Origin of the sequence: Curtobacterium sp. PhB130, from assembly GCF_003755165.1 — a bacterium.
In the GTDB taxonomy this organism is placed as follows: domain Bacteria; phylum Actinomycetota; class Actinomycetes; order Actinomycetales; family Microbacteriaceae; genus Curtobacterium.
Map to the genome: position 1 here is coordinate 421,068 of NZ_RKII01000006.1, position 17,225 is coordinate 438,292.

General features: G+C 71.4%; 18 protein-coding genes. 5 read left to right on the forward strand and 13 right to left on the reverse strand.

All coding sequences use genetic code 11. The annotated features are described in order from the left end of the window. Positions 1-79 precede the first annotated feature (79 nt). The gene (locus EDF24_RS02120) at positions 80-724 is read left to right on the forward strand and encodes a TetR/AcrR family transcriptional regulator (protein WP_123700958.1); all 645 of its coding nucleotides are present in this window, start codon (positions 80-82) and stop codon (positions 722-724) included. Here the strand turns inward: EDF24_RS02120 and EDF24_RS02125 are convergent. From EDF24_RS02125 to EDF24_RS02160, 8 genes are all read right to left on the reverse strand, one after another. Further along, entirely contained in the window at positions 711-1,721 is a 1,011-nt protein-coding gene (locus tag EDF24_RS02125; RefSeq protein WP_123700959.1) for a glycine betaine ABC transporter substrate-binding protein, read from the reverse strand. The two genes, EDF24_RS02120 and EDF24_RS02125, sit on opposite strands and share 14 nt — an antisense overlap. Further along, entirely contained in the window at positions 1,718-2,485 is a 768-nt protein-coding gene (locus EDF24_RS02130) for an ABC transporter permease (protein WP_185017323.1), read from the reverse strand. Before EDF24_RS02130 ends, EDF24_RS02125 begins: the two co-directional genes overlap by 4 nt. After that, positions 2,478-3,794, reverse strand: coding sequence for an ABC transporter ATP-binding protein (locus tag EDF24_RS02135; RefSeq protein ID WP_123700960.1), 1,317 nt, complete (start codon positions 3,792-3,794; stop codon positions 2,478-2,480). The genes EDF24_RS02130 and EDF24_RS02135 overlap by 8 nt, the downstream gene beginning before the upstream one ends. A gap of 7 nt (positions 3,795-3,801) precedes the next feature. Beyond that, positions 3,802-4,452 (reverse strand): ABC transporter permease, encoded by a 651-nt coding sequence (locus EDF24_RS02140; RefSeq protein ID WP_123654950.1) that lies wholly within the window; start codon positions 4,450-4,452, stop codon positions 3,802-3,804. 208 nt (positions 4,453-4,660) lie between these two features. Further along, entirely contained in the window at positions 4,661-5,371 is a 711-nt protein-coding gene (locus EDF24_RS02145) for a DinB family protein (RefSeq protein WP_123700961.1), read from the reverse strand. Beyond that, the gene (locus EDF24_RS02150) at positions 5,368-5,979 is read right to left on the reverse strand and encodes a hypothetical protein (protein ID WP_123654952.1); all 612 of its coding nucleotides are present in this window, start codon (positions 5,977-5,979) and stop codon (positions 5,368-5,370) included. Before EDF24_RS02150 ends, EDF24_RS02145 begins: the two co-directional genes overlap by 4 nt. A gap of 59 nt (positions 5,980-6,038) precedes the next feature. Beyond that, positions 6,039-6,914: an aminoglycoside phosphotransferase family protein gene (locus tag EDF24_RS02155; protein ID WP_123700962.1), complete on the reverse strand. Its 876-nt coding sequence runs from the start codon at positions 6,912-6,914 to the stop codon at positions 6,039-6,041. Positions 6,915-7,050: 136 nt separating this feature from the next. Next, positions 7,051-7,710 carry a ScbR family autoregulator-binding transcription factor gene (locus EDF24_RS02160; protein ID WP_123654954.1) on the reverse strand — a complete coding sequence of 220 codons (660 nt, stop codon included), beginning with the start codon at positions 7,708-7,710 and terminating at the stop codon, positions 7,051-7,053. A 94-nt stretch (positions 7,711-7,804) separates the two neighbouring features. Here EDF24_RS02160 and EDF24_RS02165 point away from each other — a divergent pair, with 94 nt between their 5' ends. Beyond that, the gene (locus tag EDF24_RS02165) at positions 7,805-8,266 is read left to right on the forward strand and encodes a hypothetical protein (protein WP_123700963.1); all 462 of its coding nucleotides are present in this window, start codon (positions 7,805-7,807) and stop codon (positions 8,264-8,266) included. Here EDF24_RS02165 and EDF24_RS02170 read toward each other — a convergent pair. The 3 genes from EDF24_RS02170 to EDF24_RS02180 are packed head-to-tail and all read right to left on the reverse strand — an operon-like array spanning position 8,220 to position 11,271. Next, positions 8,220-9,401 carry a GAF domain-containing protein gene (locus EDF24_RS02170; RefSeq protein ID WP_123700964.1) on the reverse strand — a complete coding sequence of 394 codons (1,182 nt, stop codon included), beginning with the start codon at positions 9,399-9,401 and terminating at the stop codon, positions 8,220-8,222. The two genes, EDF24_RS02165 and EDF24_RS02170, sit on opposite strands and share 47 nt — an antisense overlap. Continuing rightward, complete coding sequence (locus EDF24_RS02175) at positions 9,398-10,150, reverse strand: ThuA domain-containing protein (RefSeq protein ID WP_123654957.1); 753 nt, start codon at positions 10,148-10,150, stop codon at positions 9,398-9,400. The genes EDF24_RS02170 and EDF24_RS02175 overlap by 4 nt, the downstream gene beginning before the upstream one ends. Continuing rightward, positions 10,147-11,271, reverse strand: coding sequence for a Gfo/Idh/MocA family protein (locus tag EDF24_RS02180; RefSeq protein WP_123700965.1), 1,125 nt, complete (start codon positions 11,269-11,271; stop codon positions 10,147-10,149). The genes EDF24_RS02175 and EDF24_RS02180 overlap by 4 nt, the downstream gene beginning before the upstream one ends. Positions 11,272-11,534: 263 nt before the next feature. Here EDF24_RS02180 and EDF24_RS02185 point away from each other — a divergent pair, with 263 nt between their 5' ends. After that, on the forward strand, positions 11,535-11,990 hold the full coding sequence (locus EDF24_RS02185) for a DUF3817 domain-containing protein (protein WP_123700966.1): 456 nt from the start codon (positions 11,535-11,537) through the stop codon (positions 11,988-11,990). 209 nt (positions 11,991-12,199) lie between these two features. On the opposite strand, the gene EDF24_RS02190 is transcribed toward EDF24_RS02185, so the two are convergent. Next, on the reverse strand, positions 12,200-14,410 hold the full coding sequence (locus EDF24_RS02190) for an NADP-dependent isocitrate dehydrogenase (RefSeq protein ID WP_123700967.1): 2,211 nt from the start codon (positions 14,408-14,410) through the stop codon (positions 12,200-12,202). Between the two features lie 170 nt (positions 14,411-14,580). On the opposite strand from EDF24_RS02190, the gene EDF24_RS02195 reads away from it, so the two are divergent. Together EDF24_RS02195 and EDF24_RS02200 are read left to right on the forward strand one after the other, a co-directional pair. Beyond that, positions 14,581-14,946 carry a hypothetical protein gene (locus tag EDF24_RS02195; protein WP_123700968.1) on the forward strand — a complete coding sequence of 122 codons (366 nt, stop codon included), beginning with the start codon at positions 14,581-14,583 and terminating at the stop codon, positions 14,944-14,946. A gap of 28 nt (positions 14,947-14,974) precedes the next feature. Continuing rightward, positions 14,975-16,672 carry a sodium:proton antiporter gene (locus tag EDF24_RS02200; RefSeq protein WP_123700969.1) on the forward strand — a complete coding sequence of 566 codons (1,698 nt, stop codon included), beginning with the start codon at positions 14,975-14,977 and terminating at the stop codon, positions 16,670-16,672. A gap of 18 nt (positions 16,673-16,690) precedes the next feature. On the opposite strand, the gene EDF24_RS02205 is transcribed toward EDF24_RS02200, so the two are convergent. After that, complete coding sequence (locus EDF24_RS02205; protein ID WP_123700970.1) at positions 16,691-17,185, reverse strand: hypothetical protein; 495 nt, start codon at positions 17,183-17,185, stop codon at positions 16,691-16,693. Between the last annotated feature and the right edge of the window lie 40 nt (positions 17,186-17,225).

A 17,225-nucleotide genomic window follows, 5' to 3' on the forward strand; every position in this document is an offset into this window, starting at 1 on the left:
CGCCAACCGTACTGTCCGTTGCACGACTGAAAGTTTGCGTTTGCTGCAAACCAGATGACGTCCCGGTTACAGTCGTGCCATGCCCGACAGTGTCACCCCCGGCGAGATGGGTCTCCGCGACCGCAAGCGCATCGAGACCCGCACCCGCATCGCAGCGGCCGCGCGGGCCCTGGTGCTCGAACAGGACATCGACCGCACCACGATCGAGCAGATCGCCGCCCGCGCGGACATCTCGCCCCGGACGTTCTTCAACTACTTCGAGAGCAAGGAGGACGCGGTCCTCGGGCACACCGAGCTCGACCTGTCCCCGGAGACCCTCGGAGCCCACGTGCTCGCCGTCGCCGGGCGACCCGCGGCGCAGGCGGTCGTGGACCTGGCGTTCCTGGTGTTCGGCGACACGTTCGGCGACGAACGACACCGGCACGAGCGCAAGGAGCTCATCGTCCGGTTCCCCCAGCTCATGCGCCGCCAGGTGACCAGGATGACGACCGTCGCGGAGGCGATGACCGGCGCGGTGCGGACCGTCCTCGAGCGCGATCCCGCCTGGGGGCCGGAGGCAGCCACCCCGCAGGCCGCGGAGATGCTCCTCGGCATGGTGATGACCGCACTCCGGAGCGCCGCACGGCACGAGGGCACCGACCCCGAGGAGGTGCGCGTCCAGGTCGTCGCCCTGATGCGCGACACCGCGGCCCGGATCGCCGGAGTCGCCGTCATCCCCGCGTGACGAACCCTTCCTTGACCATCCAGTCGAACGCGACGTCGGCCGGCTCGCGCCCCTCGACGTCCACCTGCCGGTTCAGCTCCTGCAGCACCGCGTCGGTGAGCTTCGGCGAGATCTGGTCGTAGACGTCCTCGAGCTCCGGGTACTCGCGCAGCACGGAGCTGGAGAGCACCGGGGCGACGTTGTACGCCGGGAAGAACCCCTCGTCGTCCTCGAGCACCTGCAGGCCGAGCGACTTGATGCGACCGTCGGTGGTGAAGACCTCACCGAAGTTGCACGTCCCGCGGTCGGTCGCCGTGTACACCGTGCCGGTGTCCAGGATGTCGACGTTCCCCTTCGGGATCGCGTTCGCACCGGACCCGCCGAGCTGGAGCCCGTACTTCGCGAGCATCGGCTTGAAGCCGTCGGCGCGGGAGTTGAACTCGGACTCGACGCAGAAGGTGCGCTGGTCGGCCGGCAGGTCCGCGATCTGGGACAGCTTCGTGATGCCGCCGAGCCCCTTGACCGCTTCCTTCCGCACGGCGAACGCGTACGTGTTGTTCATCGGCGCCGGGTCGAGCCACGTGAGCCCGTTGTCGGCGTCCTCGTCCTTGACCGCCTGCCACTGCTCGGTCTTGTCCGGGATGCCCTCCTTGTGGCCCATGTAGGTCAGCCATGCAGTGCCGGTGTACTCGTACGTCATGTCGGCGTCGTGGCTCGTCATGAGCTGGCGGACGGCGACGCTGCCGGGGACGTTGGTCTCGTCGGTGACCTCGAACCCGGCGGCCTTCGCGGCGAGCACGGCGATCTTCCCGAGCACGAGCTGCTCGGTGAAGTTCTTCGAGGTGACGGTGATGTGCGCGCCGTCGGGCAGGTCGTCGATGCGCTTGATGGTGCCCGGTTCGGCCGCGGGGACGAACGAGGTCGCCGGTTGCAGGCCGCAGCCGGTGAGTGCGAGGGCCGCGGCGCCGGCGACGAGACCGGCGACGATGCGTCGGCGGGTTCGGGTTCGGGTCGTCATCGGAGTCCCTTCGGTCGTGCGACGGTCTCGACGATGCGGCCGATCCAGTCGATGGACAGCGCGAGGAGCGCGATGAGCAGGGCGCCGGAGACCAGCACCTTCGGCAGGAACAGGTTCACGCCCGTGGTGATCAGGAGGCCGAGACCGCCGGCGCCGATGAACGTCGCGAGGGCCGCCGAGCCGACCAGGAGCACCAGCGCGGTGCGGATGCCGGAGAGCATCACCGGGACGGCGAGGGGCAGTTCGACCCTGAGCAGGACCGCGAACGCGCTCATGCCCATGCCACGGCCGGCCTCGACGAGCCGGGAGTCCACGCTCTCGATGCCGATGATCGTGTTCCGCAGCACCGGCAGGATCGCGTAGAGGACCAGCGCGATGACGGCGGCCCAGAACGAGAAGCCCAGCCAGAACGCCAGGAGCACGACGAGGCCCACCGCGGGAGCGGCCTGGCCGAAGTTCGCGACCGCGAGGATGACCCCGCTGGCCCGGCGCAACGGCCCACGGGTCAGGACGATGCCGAGCGGGATGCCGATCACGAGCACGATGAGCGTCGACACGATGGTGAGCAGCACGTGCTGCCAGGTGAGCGCGAGCAGGTCCGCGGGGTTCAGCGTCGAACGCTCGGTCGCGGTGAGGTCGGCGGTGGCCAGCCAGATCGCGAAGGCGCCGAGCACGACCAGGATCGCGACGGGCTGGATGACCAGGGGTTTCCAGGACGCACTACGCGCCGGGCGCACGCGCGGTTCGGTCACGACGTCAGTCATCGACGACCTCCGAACCACCGGCGGACGAACTACCGGCGGACGAACCACCGGCGGACGAACCACCGGCGCTCGACCCGGCAGACGCTGCCGGACGGGTCGACGGCATGGTCTCGATCGGGTTCGTGTTCGTCCCGACCGGCGTGTACGCCTGCTCCTCGGCCGCGGCGGCGCGGGACCGGGTGATCGCGTCCATCACGGTCTCGACGGTGATGACCCCGCGGAACGCGTCGCGACGCCCGGTGACCAGTGCGGCTCCGGCGCTCGAGACGAGCATGGTGTCGAGCGCGTCGTTCAGGGTCGCACCCTCACCGACGACGGGCAGGTTCGGCTCGATGCCCTCCGGGATCCGGTCGAGGCGTTCGAGCTGCCGGCGCGACGGCCAGCCGATCGGACGCTGCCGGCGGTCGACGACGACGGCGTGCCCGTGGCCACCGGCCTCGCGCATCCGCTGGAGCACGGCCGCGGCCTGTTCCCCCGGCGAGCAGGTCACCGCGTCGACGACCTCGACGTCGCGGACCCGGTTCAGCGTCAGCTGCTTGAGGCCGGCGCCGGACCCGATGAAGTTCTCGACGAACTCGTTCGCGGGCTCGGCGAGGATCCGCTCCGGGGTGTCGTACTGCACGATGTGCGCACCCTCGGAGAAGATCACGATCCAGTCGCCGAGCTTCACGGCCTCGTCGAAGTCGTGCGTGACGATGACGATCGTCTTGTGCAGCTCCTCCTGGATGCGGAGGAGCTCGTCCTGCAGGCGCTGGCGGGTGATCGGGTCCACGGCGCCGAACGGCTCGTCCATGAGCAGGACGGGCGGGTCCGCGGCGAGCGCGCGGGCGACACCGACACGCTGCTGCTGCCCGCCGGAGAGCTCACGGGGGAAGCGGTCGCGGTAGGTGTCCGGGTCGAGGGAGACCAGGTCGAGGAGCTCGTCGACGCGGGCGGCGATCTTGTCCTTGGACCAGCCGAGCATCTTCGGCACGATCGCGATGTTCGCGGCGACGGTCATGTGCGGGAAGAGCCCGCCGGCCTGGATGACGTAGCCCATCCGGCGGCGCAGCTCGTCGCCGTCGATCGCGGTGACGTCGTCGTCGCCGACCACGATGCGGCCCTCGGTGGGCTCGATCAGGCGGTTGATCATCTTCAGCGTCGTGGTCTTGCCGCAGCCGGACGGGCCGACGAGCATGACGATCTTGCCGGCCGGGATCTCGAGCGTGATGCCGTCCACGGCTGGCTTCGACGTTCCGGCGTACCGCTTCGTCACGGTGTCGAGCAGGATGCTGCGGCCGGTGACGTCGGCCGAGACGTCGTGGGACATGGGTGCGTCAGTGCTGGACACGGATACCTCGCGAGATGGTCAGACGGCCGAGGCCGAGGAGGAGCAGGTCGAGGACGAGGGCGAGCAGGACGACGCCCACGACCCCCACCACGACGGAGTTGAGCGAGTTGGCGCCGCCGAGTCGCGACAGGCCGGAGAAGATGAAGCCGCCGAGCCCCGGGCCGAGCGCGTACGCGGCGACCGCGGCGACGCCCATCACCATCTGGGCGGACACCCGCACCCCGGTGAGGATGATCGGCCACGCCATCGGCAGTTCGACCTGCCAGAGGGTGCGGAAGCGGCTCATCCCGATGCCCCTGGCCGACTCGACGACGGCGGGGGAGATCTCGGAGAGCCCGACGACCGCGTTCCGGAGGATCGGCAGGGCGGCGAAGAAGGTGACGGTCACGACGGACGGCACGACGCCGAACCCGAGCGGGACGAGCAGCAACCCGATCACGGCGAACGAGGGCAGCGTCAGACCGATGGTCGACACCTCGTTCGCGAGCGACCGGAGCCGCGGGCTGCGGTAGACGAGTGCTGCGAGCACCACCGCGATGACGGTGGCGAGCACGGTGCACTGGACGACCAGTGAGAAGTGCTGCCACGACGCGAACCAGATCTGGCTCCATCGCTCCGTGACGTAGTTGAAGAACACCGGTCGCTGGTTCCCCTCTGGTCGGCATTTCTGCCCACGGTTCGGGGCACGATCGCCGCCAAAGGTACGCAGCGCGTGCGCGATCCGTACAACCGAGATCCGCTCGGGGGCCGCTCACCTGCGCGGACGATCAGACGAAAAAGCCTGATCAGACGCCCACTACGGCTGCGTACCTGGGAGAACGGTAACGATGCTGCGCGCGGACGCGCTACAGGCCGGCGCTCCGGAGGCCGGCCTGCTCGGCGATCGACATCAGGTGCTCACGCCACTCGACCCACTCGGCCGGGGTCTTCTCGGCGAGGTTGCCGTCGCCGTCGCCAGCCAGGCCGTCGAGCATCTCGCGGGCGATGTCGGCGTGCCCCGCGTGCCGGGCGGTCTCGTACGCCATGTGCACCAGGATGCGGTGCAGCGTGACGTCGCGGTGCCCCTCCGGCCACCACGGCACGACCCCGCGCGCGTCGAGCGGCAGCGCTGCGATCGTCGCGTCGGCGTGGGCGGCGCTCGCGTGGTGGAACGCGACGATGTCCGCCATCGTCTCGTCGAGGGTCGCGTACATGTCGCGGTCGTCGTCGGAGTCGTGCCAGGCCGGTGGATCGGGGAGCGGCCGGTCGAACACCTGGCCGAAGTACTCCGACTGCACGGCGGCCACGTGCTTCACCAGCCCCAGGACGTTCGTCCCCGTCGGCGTCACCGGCCACCGCGCCTGCCGCTCGGCGAGCCCGTCGAGCTTCCCGAGCAGCGCGGCACGGTGCTTCTGCAGGTACCGCTGCAGCGTCGCCTTCACGTCGTCCTCGTCGGTGACCGCCGACCCGCCCTCGTCGCTGAGGCGTGCGTTCCCGACCGCCGCGAGCGTCCCGCCGGGCGGGGCTGCCCGCACGATCGGGACGTCGTCGACAGCGGGTCCCGGCACGTCGTTCATGCGTTCGATCGTGCCACCACTCGCGCCCGGATGCGCTCCGACTCGGACACCGCGACCCGTTCGGCCGTGAGCAGCAGGGACGCGACGTCGGTCGACGTCCGCGACGGGGCGTCGTTCCAGCTCGTCAGGTCGCGCACGCGCCCCATCCGGACGTCGGGTGCCGGGCACCAGAGCACGGGTGCGCCCTCTTCCACGGCGAGCGCGTGCCAGACGACGTCGAGTGCGCGCTGCACCGGCTGCGAGTGGACCGCGTGCGGTCCGCCGGCCGCGTAGACCACGGCCCCGACGAGGCACGCGCCGACGAGCGGCCGGCCGGCGACGTCCATCGCCGCCGCGCTGGACGCCTTGCGCATCCGGCCCTTGTCGTCGACGTAGGCGAACCAGGCGTGCTGGATCCAGCCCTGCTCGATGACGCCGCGGGCTCCGGAGAGCAGCCGTTCGAGGTCGGCCAGCTCGTGCAGCTGCGCATCGGCCCGGCGGACCCTGGCGGCGGCCCGGCGCTCGGCGAGGCGGTCGAGGAGCCCTCGGAGACCGGATCGGGTGGACGGGGAGGAAGAGGGTGCGGCGTCGGTGTCGACGTCGTGCTGGACGCGGAACTCGAGGGTCATCAGGCCCCTCCGATCTTCACGTGCACGGATGGTGTGGAGAGACGATAACCCCGTTCCGCTCAGCCGTCGAGGGTGGCGTCGATCCCGCGTCGTGCGACCGTCCGGAACACGCTGTCCTCACTCGTCGCGAGGGCGGAAGCGATGGACACGGCCCAGCCACGTGCCCTGGTCCAGGTGTCCTCGTCGACCGCGACGAGCGCGCGGAAGGTGCGCCGGGCCTCCCGGTCGAGCGTCAGCCAGGCGGTCGCGAGGTCGACGGCCGGGTCCCCTGCGGTGACGTCGCCGAAGTCGACGACCGCCGACAGGCGGTCTCCGCGCGGCCCGGGCTCGACGAGGACGTTGAACGGGTGCAGGTCGCCGTGCACCCAGACGGGAGGCCCGGCGTGGGCGGGAAGGTCGGCCGCGGTCCGCCAGAGCGCGGCCAGCTCGCCGGCACGGGGCACGTCCGCGGTCCGCAGGCGTTCCAGGACGGCGGCAGACCGGTCCCGCAGCGGGACGGCGCGGAACGGGTTCACCGGTGCGTCCGCCGGGGCGGGCACGTGCAGCAGCCCGAGGAACGCGGCGAGCCCCTCGGCGACCGCGACCCCGGCGGGTCGTCCCCCAGCCGGGACACCGGGCAGCCACCGGACGACGCTCCAGGACCACGGGTACCCGAGCGCGGGACGGCCGATCCGGACCGGGTCGGGGACCGGGACGATCGGGGCGACCCGCCGGGCGATCTCGGGGAGCCACCGCTGCTCGTGTTCGACGAGGCGCGCTGCGGCCTCGCGGCGGGGGAGCCGGACGGCCAGCAGGTCCCCGAGCCGGAGGATCACGTTGTCCCACCCGTTCGCCACCACCTCGAGCGGGAGCGCTGCCAGGTCCGGGTGCTGGTCGGTGAGGAGGGCCCGGACGAGCGGCACGTCGACGGCGAACTCGGCAGCGGGGGTGGGCACCGGGACAGGCTAGTCCGACCGTGTGGTCCCGTGAACGGGGGTGGGCGGACGGAACCTACCGCTTGGTATCTTCATAGCGTCGGATGCACGGGTGCCATCGTGGGGGGACCCGTGACCCGCACCGCCGGTCGGAGCCTCAGGGAGCCCCGGCCGGTGCGATGATCCCGACGAGACGCGGGATCTCCGGCCGCACGGCATCGGTGACGATCGCCGCGAGGAGCACCGTCCAGAGGTCCCGCAGCCGTTCGAACAGGTCCGATCGGTCGGCGAGGACGTCCGACACCGTCTGCACCCCCGTGTACGCGGGGATGATCACACGCCCGAGCAGCTCCGGGTCCCAGCGCTCGTCCACCTGGCCCGCGGCGATGCCCTGCCGCATCAGGTCCGCGGTGACCGCCATCCAGTCCGTGTAGGGGTCCGACCGGGCGACCTCGCTCGTGGCCGCTTCGGTGGAGAGCCGGATGCCGGCGCTGACCGCGACCTCGGACACCATCTGCGTCGCGAGGCCCTGGGACATCCACATCATCGCCTCGAGCGGCGAGCTCGCCTTCGCCAGCGCTTCCGCCCCGTACCGCCGGGAGATCGCGTGCTGCTCGGCGATCACGGCGGCGGCGAGGTCGGCCTTCGAGGCGAAGTGGAAGTACAGCGCGCCCTTCGTGACGCCGGCGCGGTCCGCGACGCCGTCCATCGACGCACCGACGTACCCGCGCTCGTCGAACTCCCGTGCAGCGCCCTCGAGGACCGCGGTCCGGGTGAGGACCGCCCGCTGCTGTCGCGCGCGTCCGTCCTGGGCCATCCCGTGATCGTAGCGGCCGCGCCGATGCGGGACGCCCGCGTCCACCGGCCGCGTTCACCGGCGCCCGTCAGGCACCGTGCCCTACCGTTCCGGCATGGACGGATGGCGGAACCCGGGGCGCTGGGCGCGGACAGGACGGTGGCTCCTGCTGCCGATCATCGTGCTCGACTGGTTCACCCTCGTGCCGCAGGGCGCCTTCGTCGCGGCCTTCCTCGTCGCGGTCCTCGGACTCGTCGGCATCGCGGCGGCCCTGGTCGTGCGGATGCTCCGGGCGAGCCGCGGCGCGATGGCGGCACTCGGTGTCGTGATGCTGCTCGGCGGCCTCGCGGTCTTCGCGCTCGACCCGTTCCCCGGCTCCTTCCCGCTGATCGAGGCCTGGTGGCCGGACGCCGTCACGCAGCCGCAGCACGTCGGCAGCGCCTACTGGCAGCTCGCGGGCCTCGGCATCGAGCTCTGCGGGTTCGGGCTGCTCGCGACGCTCCTCGTGGTCGCGCTGACCCGGCCGACGCTCAGCGGTGGGTCGACTCCGGGTGGCGGCGCAGCACCACGACCGTGACGTCCGCGTCCGGGGCCGTCGGCAGCAGTGCACGGACCCGGTCGGCGAACGATCCGGCTCCGGCGGCACCGTCGTCGGCGGCCATCGTCGCGACGGCGTCGACGTCGGGGAGTCCCTCGAGCGCCAGGGTGCCCGCGGTGAACAGCACGAGCCGGTCACCCGGCGCGAGCGTCAGGGTGCCGTGCGTCCTGGACGTGCCGGTCGGCTGCAGCCCGATCGGCAGGTCGTGGGAGCGGAGCACCGCCGCGGTGCCGTCGGCGCGCACGTGGAGCGCCATGCCGTGACCGGCGTCCACCCACGTCACGATCCCCGTCGCCGGGTCGACGCGGGCGTGGAAGAGCGACCCGACGGCGTCCGCAGCGGTCAGGTCGGCGGCGATCTGGGCCTCCAGGGAGGGGCCGTCGGACCCCAGCGGGACGTCCGTGCGGGCGACGACGGCTGCCCGCATCGTGGACGCGAGGAGCGCCGCGGCCCGGCCGGCGGCCGAGATCGTGCCGATCGTCAGCCGGAGCGTGCCGTCCGCGGCGACCCGCCAGTCGAGGACGTCGCCGGAGTCCTGCCGAGCCGAGGAGACGACGTCGAGGTCGTGTCCCTCGACGTCCACGGGCTCCGGGGTGAGCCCGTCGAGGACCTTCCGCACCCGGTCACGGTCCATCGCGTGGCCGAGCTCGCGCTCCGCCCAGCGGGCCAGGTCACGGAGCAGCTCGACGTCCTCGGCGGTGAGCTCGCGCGGCCGTGCGTCCATGATGCAGAGCGTGCCGACGGCCGTGCCGTCCGCCATCGTCAGGGGAGCGCCCGCGTAGAAGCGGATGCCCGGTTCGCCGGTGACCGCGGCCAGCGAACTGAAGCGCGGGTCGAGCGTGGCGTCCGGGACGACCAGCGGCTCGTCCTGCAGGACCGTGGTCGAGCAGAACACCTGGCTCGCCGGGGCGCTGCCGCCCTGCTGCCAGCCCTGCGCGGACTGCGCGGTCGCCACGTCGTCGTGCACGAGGTTCAGGAAGCTGATCGGCACCCCGAACGCCTGCTGGGTCATCCGGGTGATGCGGTCGAACCGCTCTTCCGGACCGCTGCCGAGGATGCCGAGGGCCTCGACGACGGCGGTCCGGCGAGCGGACGTCTCTGCTGTGGAGCTCACGCGTCCTGTCTACCCCGAGCGGGGTCCAGGAACCAGTCCCGCGGGTGCTGGTCCGCCGTCAGCGCACGACGCGCCGACGTCGGGGCGGCCCACTCGGCGGCGTTCGCGAGGACCCGGCGGATGTCCGGGTGGTGGTACACCGGGTACTCCTGGTCGCCGGGGGAGAAGTAGAACACCTTCCCGAGGCCCCGGTGGTAGCCGACGCCGGAGCGGAACACCTCGCCACCCTCGAACGTCGAGAGGAAGACCTCTTCGTCGGGCCGCGGGATGTCGAAGTGCTCGCCGTACATCTCCTGGCGGTCGATGACGATCGGGTGCGGGACGCCCTTCGCGATCGGGTGCTCCGGGGCGATCGTCCAGACCAGCTCGCGCTCCCCGTCGTTCCGCCACTTCAGCGAGCACGTCGTGCCCATCAGCCGGGTGAACGGCTTCGAGTAGTGCCCGGAGTGCAGGACCACCAGGCCCATGCCGGACTGCACGGCGGTGACCACGCGGTCGACGACCTCGTCCGCGACCTCGCCGTGGGCGACGTGCCCCCACCAGAACAGCACGTCCGTGGCGTCGAGGCGCTCCTGGGTCAGCCCGTGCTCCGGTTCCTGCAGGGTCGCCGTGCTGACGTCGGCGTCCGGGTGGTGCTCCCGCAGCGCGTCGGCGACGACGGTGTGGATGCCGTTCGGGTAGTGCCCCAGCACGGTCTCGTCCCCGCGGGACTCGTGCACGTTCTCGTTCCAGACGACGATGTTGGTCACGCCTGCACCTCCATTTCGTGCCCGGCAGCCGCTGACGCGTAGATCGCGTCGACGACACGGCTCCGGTGCAGCGCGAACTCCCCGTGGTGGCCGTCGTGCAGGCCGCTCCGGATGGTCGCGATGAACTCCTCGATGACCCGCTGGTGGTGCCCGGCCGGCACCTGCACCCCGGGTCGCGTGACGGTCGGGACGCCCTGCTCGTCGGAGTAGAGCGTCACCGTGCCCTCGGTCGCGTAGTCGCGGACGAACAGCCGTGCGCCGCCGGTCGAGCCGAGGAGCTCGACCTCGATGTCCTCGACGTCCTTCGAGTAGGACGCCCAGCTCGCCTGGAGCTGCAGGCTCGACCCGTCCTCGAACCGGAGGAGCGCGCTCGCGAAGTCCTCGACGTCGAAGGGCCGACCGGTCGCGGCGGACACCGGCGTGCGGACGCTGCCGCCACGGCCGGCACTGCCGAGCTCGTTGTACGCGACCGCGCTCGCCGTGACGACCTTCGGCTCGCCCATCAGGTGCAGCGCGATGTCGAGGACGTGGGACCCGAGGTCGATGAGCGGGCCCCCGCCCGCGGTCTCCTTGTTCGCGAACCAGCTCTGGATGCCGGGGATCCCGGCGCGACGGAGCCAGCTCGCGCGGGCGTGGTAGACGTGGCCGAGCGGGTTCGGGCCGCCGTCGGCGTGCAGGTGGTTCGCGAGGAACTCGACGTCCGCGCGGCGCCGGTGGTTGTAGGCGACCTCGAGGACGCGGTCGTTCCGCACGGCGGCGTCGACCATCTCCTGGGCCTGGTCCCCGGTCGTGGCGAGGGGCTTCTCGCAGAAGACGTGCTTGCCGGACTCGAGCGCGGCCACCGCGATCGGGTGGTGCAGCGCGTTCGGGACGCCGATCGAGACGATGTCGAGGTCGTCCCGCGCCACCAGGTCCTGCCAGTCCGCGTACGTGTTCGGCACGTGCCGGGTCTCGGCGAGTTCGGCGAGCCGCGCGGTCTCCTGTCCTGCGAGCGCCACCACCTCGACCCCCGGCAGTGCCGTGTAGGCATCGAGGTGCGTGGTCCCGGCGAACCCGAGACCCACCACCCCGACGCGGAGCGTGCGTGTTGCATCCGTCGTCGTGTTCGTCGTCGTCGACATGACATCGACGCTACCGGAGGCTCGGGTCGAATCGATACGACCGTCGGCGTGTCACGGGTTCTCCGCCGGTCCGGCGGGGCAGCGGAATCGCGCGTCGGCAGCGGAATCGCGCGTCGGTGGTCGAATCGCGCGTAGGTGGTCGAATCGCGCGTAGGCAGCCCGAAGTTCCGACCTCCCACGCGCGATTCGCCTTCCCATTGCGCGCGATGTGGGAAGGAACGCGCGCGGGGGTCTCCCATCCCGGGTCCGGGACCATGGAGCGCATGACGCCTCGATCCCTGTTCCGCGCCCTGGCGGTCGCCGAACTCGTGACCTGGACGATGCTCCTCGTGGGCATGCTGCTGGAGTACGGCGCCGGCCTGGGGGACCTGCCGGTGCGCATCGGCGGCAGCGTGCACGGCTTCGTGTTCCTGGCGTACCTCGTCGTGACGACGGTCGTCGCGGTGAACCAGCGGTGGTCGTTCCGGACGACGCTCCTCGGCTGGGCGAGTGCGATCGTGCCCTACACGACGCTGCCGTTCGAGATCGGCGTCGCCCGCCGGGGCATGCTCGACGGGCCCTGGCGCCGATCGTCCTCGTCTGGGCGTCCGGGGCCGCTCGACCGCCTGCTCTTCGTCGTGGTCGCGCACCCGTTGGCCGCTGCCCTGGTCGGTGTGGTGCTGGTCGTGCTCGTGTTCGTGGTGCTGCTGAGCGTCGGCCCGCCGGTCCCCTCCCGCTGACCGGTCGCGACACCCCGCTCGGGCCCGCTGAGTGGTCGGGATCCGTCGCCGTTCACACCGGGGAGCGACAGGAAGTGACCGGTCGGCGGACGTGACCGGTGATTCATGACCGGTGACGAGCGTCACGTGGCGGGGGCGGGCGCGACCACGGACGGACGGGCGGCCCGGTGCCAGCCGGCACCGGGCCTCCCGTCCGTGGGGTGGTGCGCCTACAGCGCGGCCAGCACCGCGTTCAGCGTCGCGGACGGGCGCATGATCGCGCTCGTCTTGGCGTCGTCGGGGCGGTAGTAGCCACCGATGTCGGCCGGGGAGCCCTGGACCGCGACGAGTTCGTCGACGATCGTGGCTTCCTGGGCGTCGAGCTGCCCGGCGATCTCCGCGAACGCCGCTGCGAGCTCGGTGTCCTCGGTCTGCGCCGCGAGCTCTTCGGCCCAGTACTTCGCGAGGAAGAAGTGGCTGCCGCGGTTGTCGATCGTGCCGAGCTTGCGACCGGGGGACTTGTCCTCCTCGAGGAAGGTCCCGGTCGCGCGGTCGAGCGTCTCGCCGAGGATCTTCGCGCGCTGGTTGCCCGTCACGCCGGCGAGGTGCTCGAGGGAGACCGCCAGTGCCAGGAACTCGCCGAGGCTGTCCCAGCGCAGGTAGTTCTGCTGCACGAGCTGCTGCACGTGCTTCGGCGCGGAACCACCGGCACCGGTCTCGAACAGGCCACCGCCACCCAGGAGCGGGACGACCGAGAGCATCTTGGCGGACGTGCCGAGCTCCATGATCGGGAACAGGTCGGTGAGGTAGTCGCGGAGCACGTTGCCCGTGACGGAGATGGTGTCCTCGCCGCGGCGGATACGCTCGAGCGAGAAGGCCATCGCGTCGACCGGGGACAGCACCTCGATCTGCAGGCCGTCGGTGTCGTGCTCGCCGAGGTAGCGGTGGACGAGCTCGATGAGCGCAGCGTCGTGCGAGCGGCTCTCGTCGAGCCAGAAGACCGCGGGCGTCTCGGAGGCGCGGGCACGGGTGACGGCGAGCTTCACCCAGTCGCGGATGGCGACGTCCTTGGTCTGGCAGGCACGCCAGATGTCGCCCTGGGCGACCTGGTGCTCGATGACGACGTCGCCGGCGGCGTTCGTCACACGGACCGTGCCGTCACCGGGGACCTCGAAGGTCTTGTCGTGGGAGCCGTACTCCTCGGCCTTCTGCGCCATGAGGCCGACGTTCGGCACCGAGCCCATGGTGGACGGGTCGAACGCACCGTTGGCGCGGCAGTCCTCGATGACGGCCTGGTAGATGCCGGCGTAGCTCGAGTCGGGGATCACGGCGATGGTGTCGTGCTCGTCGCCGTCCGGCCCCCACATGTGCCCGGAGGTGCGGATCATCGCCGGCATCGACGCGTCGACGATGACGTCGCTCGGCACGTGCAGGTTCGTGATGCCCTTGTCGGAGTCGACCATCGCGAGCTCGGGCCCCGCGGCGATGCCGTCCGTGAAGGCCTGCGTGATCTCCGCGCCGTTCGGCAGCGCGTCGAGTCCGGTGAGGATCGAGTTGAGGCCGTCGTTCGGGGTCAGCCCGGCAGCGGCGAGGTCGGCGCCGTAGCGGTCGAACACGTCGGGGAAGAAGGCTCGGATGACGTGGCCGAAGATGATCGGGTCGGAGACCTTCATCATCGTGGCCTTGAGGTGGACCGAGAACAGGATCCCCTCGTCCTGGGCGCGCTTGATCTGCGCGCGGAGGAACTGCTCGAGCGGCCCCACGTGCAGGACGGTGCCGTCGATGACCTCTCCCGCGAGGACCGGGATCGACTGCTTGAGCACCTGCTCGCTGCCGTCCGCACCGACGAACGTGATCGTCAGGGTGTCGTCGGCCGGGGCGACCCAGGTCTTCTCGTTGGAGCGGAAGTCGTCGACGCCCATCGTGACGACGTTCGTCTTCGATTCCGGGCTCCACGCGCCCATGCGGTGCGGGTGCTTGCGGGCGTAGTTCTTCACCGAGAGCGGGGCACGGCGGTCGGAGTTGCCCTCGCGCAGGACCGGGTTCACGGCGCTGCCCTTGACCTTGTCGTAGCGGGCGCGGACGTCGCGCTCGGCGTCGGTCGTCGGCTCGTCCGGGTACTCCGGCAGGTCGTAGCCCTGCGACTGGAGCTCCTTGATGGCGGTCTTGAGCTGCGGGATCGATGCCGAGATGTTCGGCAGCTTGATGATGTTCGCCTCGGGGGTCTTCGCGAGGTCGCCCAGCTCGGCCAGTGCGTCGTCGAGTCGCTGCTCGTCGCTGAGCCGCTCGGGGAAGAGCGCGATGATCCGGCCGGAGAGGGAGATGTCCCGTGTCTCGACGTCGACACCGGCGGTGCCGGCGAACGCCTGGATGACGGGGAGGAAGGAGTGGGTGGCGAGGAACGGCGCCTCGTCCGTGAGCGTGTAGATGATCTTGGCCATGCTGGCGGGTACTCCCTTGTTCGCGCGTCGGTGCTTCCACGCTACTCGTGGTGAGTGATGTCTCGACATCAAGATACATTGCCGAGACGTCTCCCAGCCACCGTCCAGACGCCGCAATGGAGCGTCATAGCGAAGCGTCGTGCAATGGAGGTGTTCGAGAGGAGCACACCATGGCCACCGCACGACAACGCCCCGAGGACCACGGGTGGACCGCCGAGGACCTCCGCTCCGCGTACGCCTCCGACGGCTCCGGCCCGTACCGGTACGCCCCCGACGGCTCCGGCCCGTTCTCGTACGACCCGGACGGCAGCGGCCCGTGGCTGGTCGGGCCCGATCCGGTGCGCGGCATCGCCCGCTTCGCCCCGCGCAACCGCCGCTCCGCGACGCGCCTGCGGCGGATCGGTACCGCGATCGCCGCGGGCGCCCTCGCACTCACGCTGGTCGCCGGCAGTCTGGCGTTCGTGGCCGCCGAGGTCGTACCGCACCACGCGGTGAACGCCGCCGCACTCCACAGCCAGGGGCCCGAAGCGGACTAGATCCGCCGATCGGTGTCACGCTGGGGCGGTGACAGAACTCCTCGTCGTCGGCCTCGTCGCCATCCTGGTCATCGCGGGCGCCGCGGTGATCGGACCCCGGATCGGCATCGCCGCGCCCCTGGTGCTCGTCGCGGTCGGCATCGTCGCGAGCCTGGTCCCGTGGATCCCGAACGCCGAGATCGACCCCGAGTGGATCCTCGCCGGGGTCCTCCCACCGCTGCTGTACTCGTCGGCCGTGTCGATGCCGACGATGAACTTCCGACGGGAGTTCGGCGCGATCAGCGGCCTGTCGGTGGTGCTCGTCGTCGCGAGTTCCGTCGTGCTGGGCCTGTTCTTCGCCTGGGCGATCCCGGGCCTCGGGCTCGCGTGGGGGATCGCCCTCGGGGCCATCGTCAGCCCGACCGACGCCGTCGCGACCTCGATCGTGAAGCAGACCTCGGTGTCCCGACGGGTCATCGCGATCCTCGACGGGGAGTCGCTGCTCAACGACGCCACCGCCCTCGTGCTCCTGCGCACCGCGATCGTCGCCGCTGCCGCGTCGTTCTCGTTCTGGGGTGCGGTGGGCGACTTCGCGTTCGCGGTCGCCGTCGCGGTCGCCATCGGACTCGTCATCGGGTGGCTGAACCTCCGCGTCCGCGCCCGCGTCCCGAACGCGACCGTCAACACGGCGCTGTCGTTCGCGGTGCCGTTCGCCGCGTCGATCCCGGCCGAGGCCCTGCACGCGTCCGGCCTCGTCGCCGCGGTCGTCGCCGGGCTCGTCACCGGGATCCGCGCCCCCAGGGTCCTGCCGCCGAGCCACCGCCTCTCCGACGCGCAGAACTGGGGCACCGTCGAGTTCGTGCTCGAGGGCGCGGTGTTCCTCGTGATGGGGCTCGAGCTCGCGTCGATCGTCACCGACGTGCAGCAGGACCACGCCGGCATCGGCCCCGCGCTCCTCATCGCGGTCGGCGCGCTCGTGCTGACGGTGCTCGTCCGGACGGCCTACGTGGTGCCGCTGCTCTTCGGCCTGTCGAAGAGTGCGAAGCGCGGTGCCCGGATGCAGGAGCGACTGCAGGGGTTCCAGAACGCCGACACCCAGTCCACGAGTCAGGCGCTGCAGGACCACCGGTTCGGGAACCGTCCGCCGTCCGAGCGGGACCTCGAGCGCTTCGGCACCCGGGTGCGGCAGACGCTCGCGGACATCCAGTACTTCAGGAACGCGCCGCTCGGGTGGCGCGAGGGCACCGCCGTGGTCTGGGCGGGCATGCGCGGGGCGGTCACGGTCGCCGCCGCGCAGACGCTCCCCGACACCGCCCCGCAGAAGTCGCTCCTCGTCTTCATCGCGTTCGCCGTCGCCGGGCTGTCCCTGCTCGTCCAGGGCGGGACGATCGGCCCGCTGCTCCGCCGGATCAGTCCGCCGACGACCGACAGCACGGCGAAGGACACCGAGGAACGCCAACGCCTGATGACCGTCATGCGGGACGCTGCGGAATCCGTCAACGCCACCGCCCCGGACGGGTTCACGCCGCGCACGCGCGAAGAACTCGAGGCGACGGACCCGGCGGAACTCCGTGCCTGGTTCGGGCGGGAGAAGGTGCGGCGGCTCCAGGTGCTCGACGCGCAGCGGTCGGCGCTCCTCGACGCCCGCGACGACGGCACGTTCGACGCCGAGGTGCTCGAGTCGGTGCTGCAGAACCTCGACGCCGAGCAGATCGCGCTCGAACTGCGCGGGGGCCCGACCGGCTGACCCACGCGACCGCGGTGCTCAGTGGCCGATCGTGACGCGGAACACCCGCACGCCGGCGGTCTGCAGCGCCGCGAGCCCGAGCCGCATCCGCAGGTTCCGGAACGGCCGCTTCAAGCCGGTCGGCGCCGCGGCGGCACCCATCTGGTGCAGCACCTCGGTCGTCAGCGTGCGCTCCAGCTTCGGCGCGAGCCGGGTGGCACCGGACACGGTCACGACGATGCGGACCGCGTGCGGAGCGAGGAGCGGGCTGATCGTCTCCGCCGCCTCGTGCGCGCGGTGGAAGGCGGGGTCGTCGCCCGGGCGTCGGATCGCGATGACCGCGAGTTCGGCGTTGCCGGTCTCCGCGGGATCCGGCAGGTCGTCGACGCCGACCACCCGCAGCCGTGCGGCATCGACGCCGGCGCGTACCGCTGCGACGCGGAGCACCGGCAGGAGGTCCTGCGTGCCGGCCAGGACGACCTCGGCGTGCTGGAGGTCGATCGGTTCGTGGCGTTCCCGGGGCGTTCGGGCCATGAGGGGTCCTTCCGCTCGCTGCTCCTCGGACACTACTGAT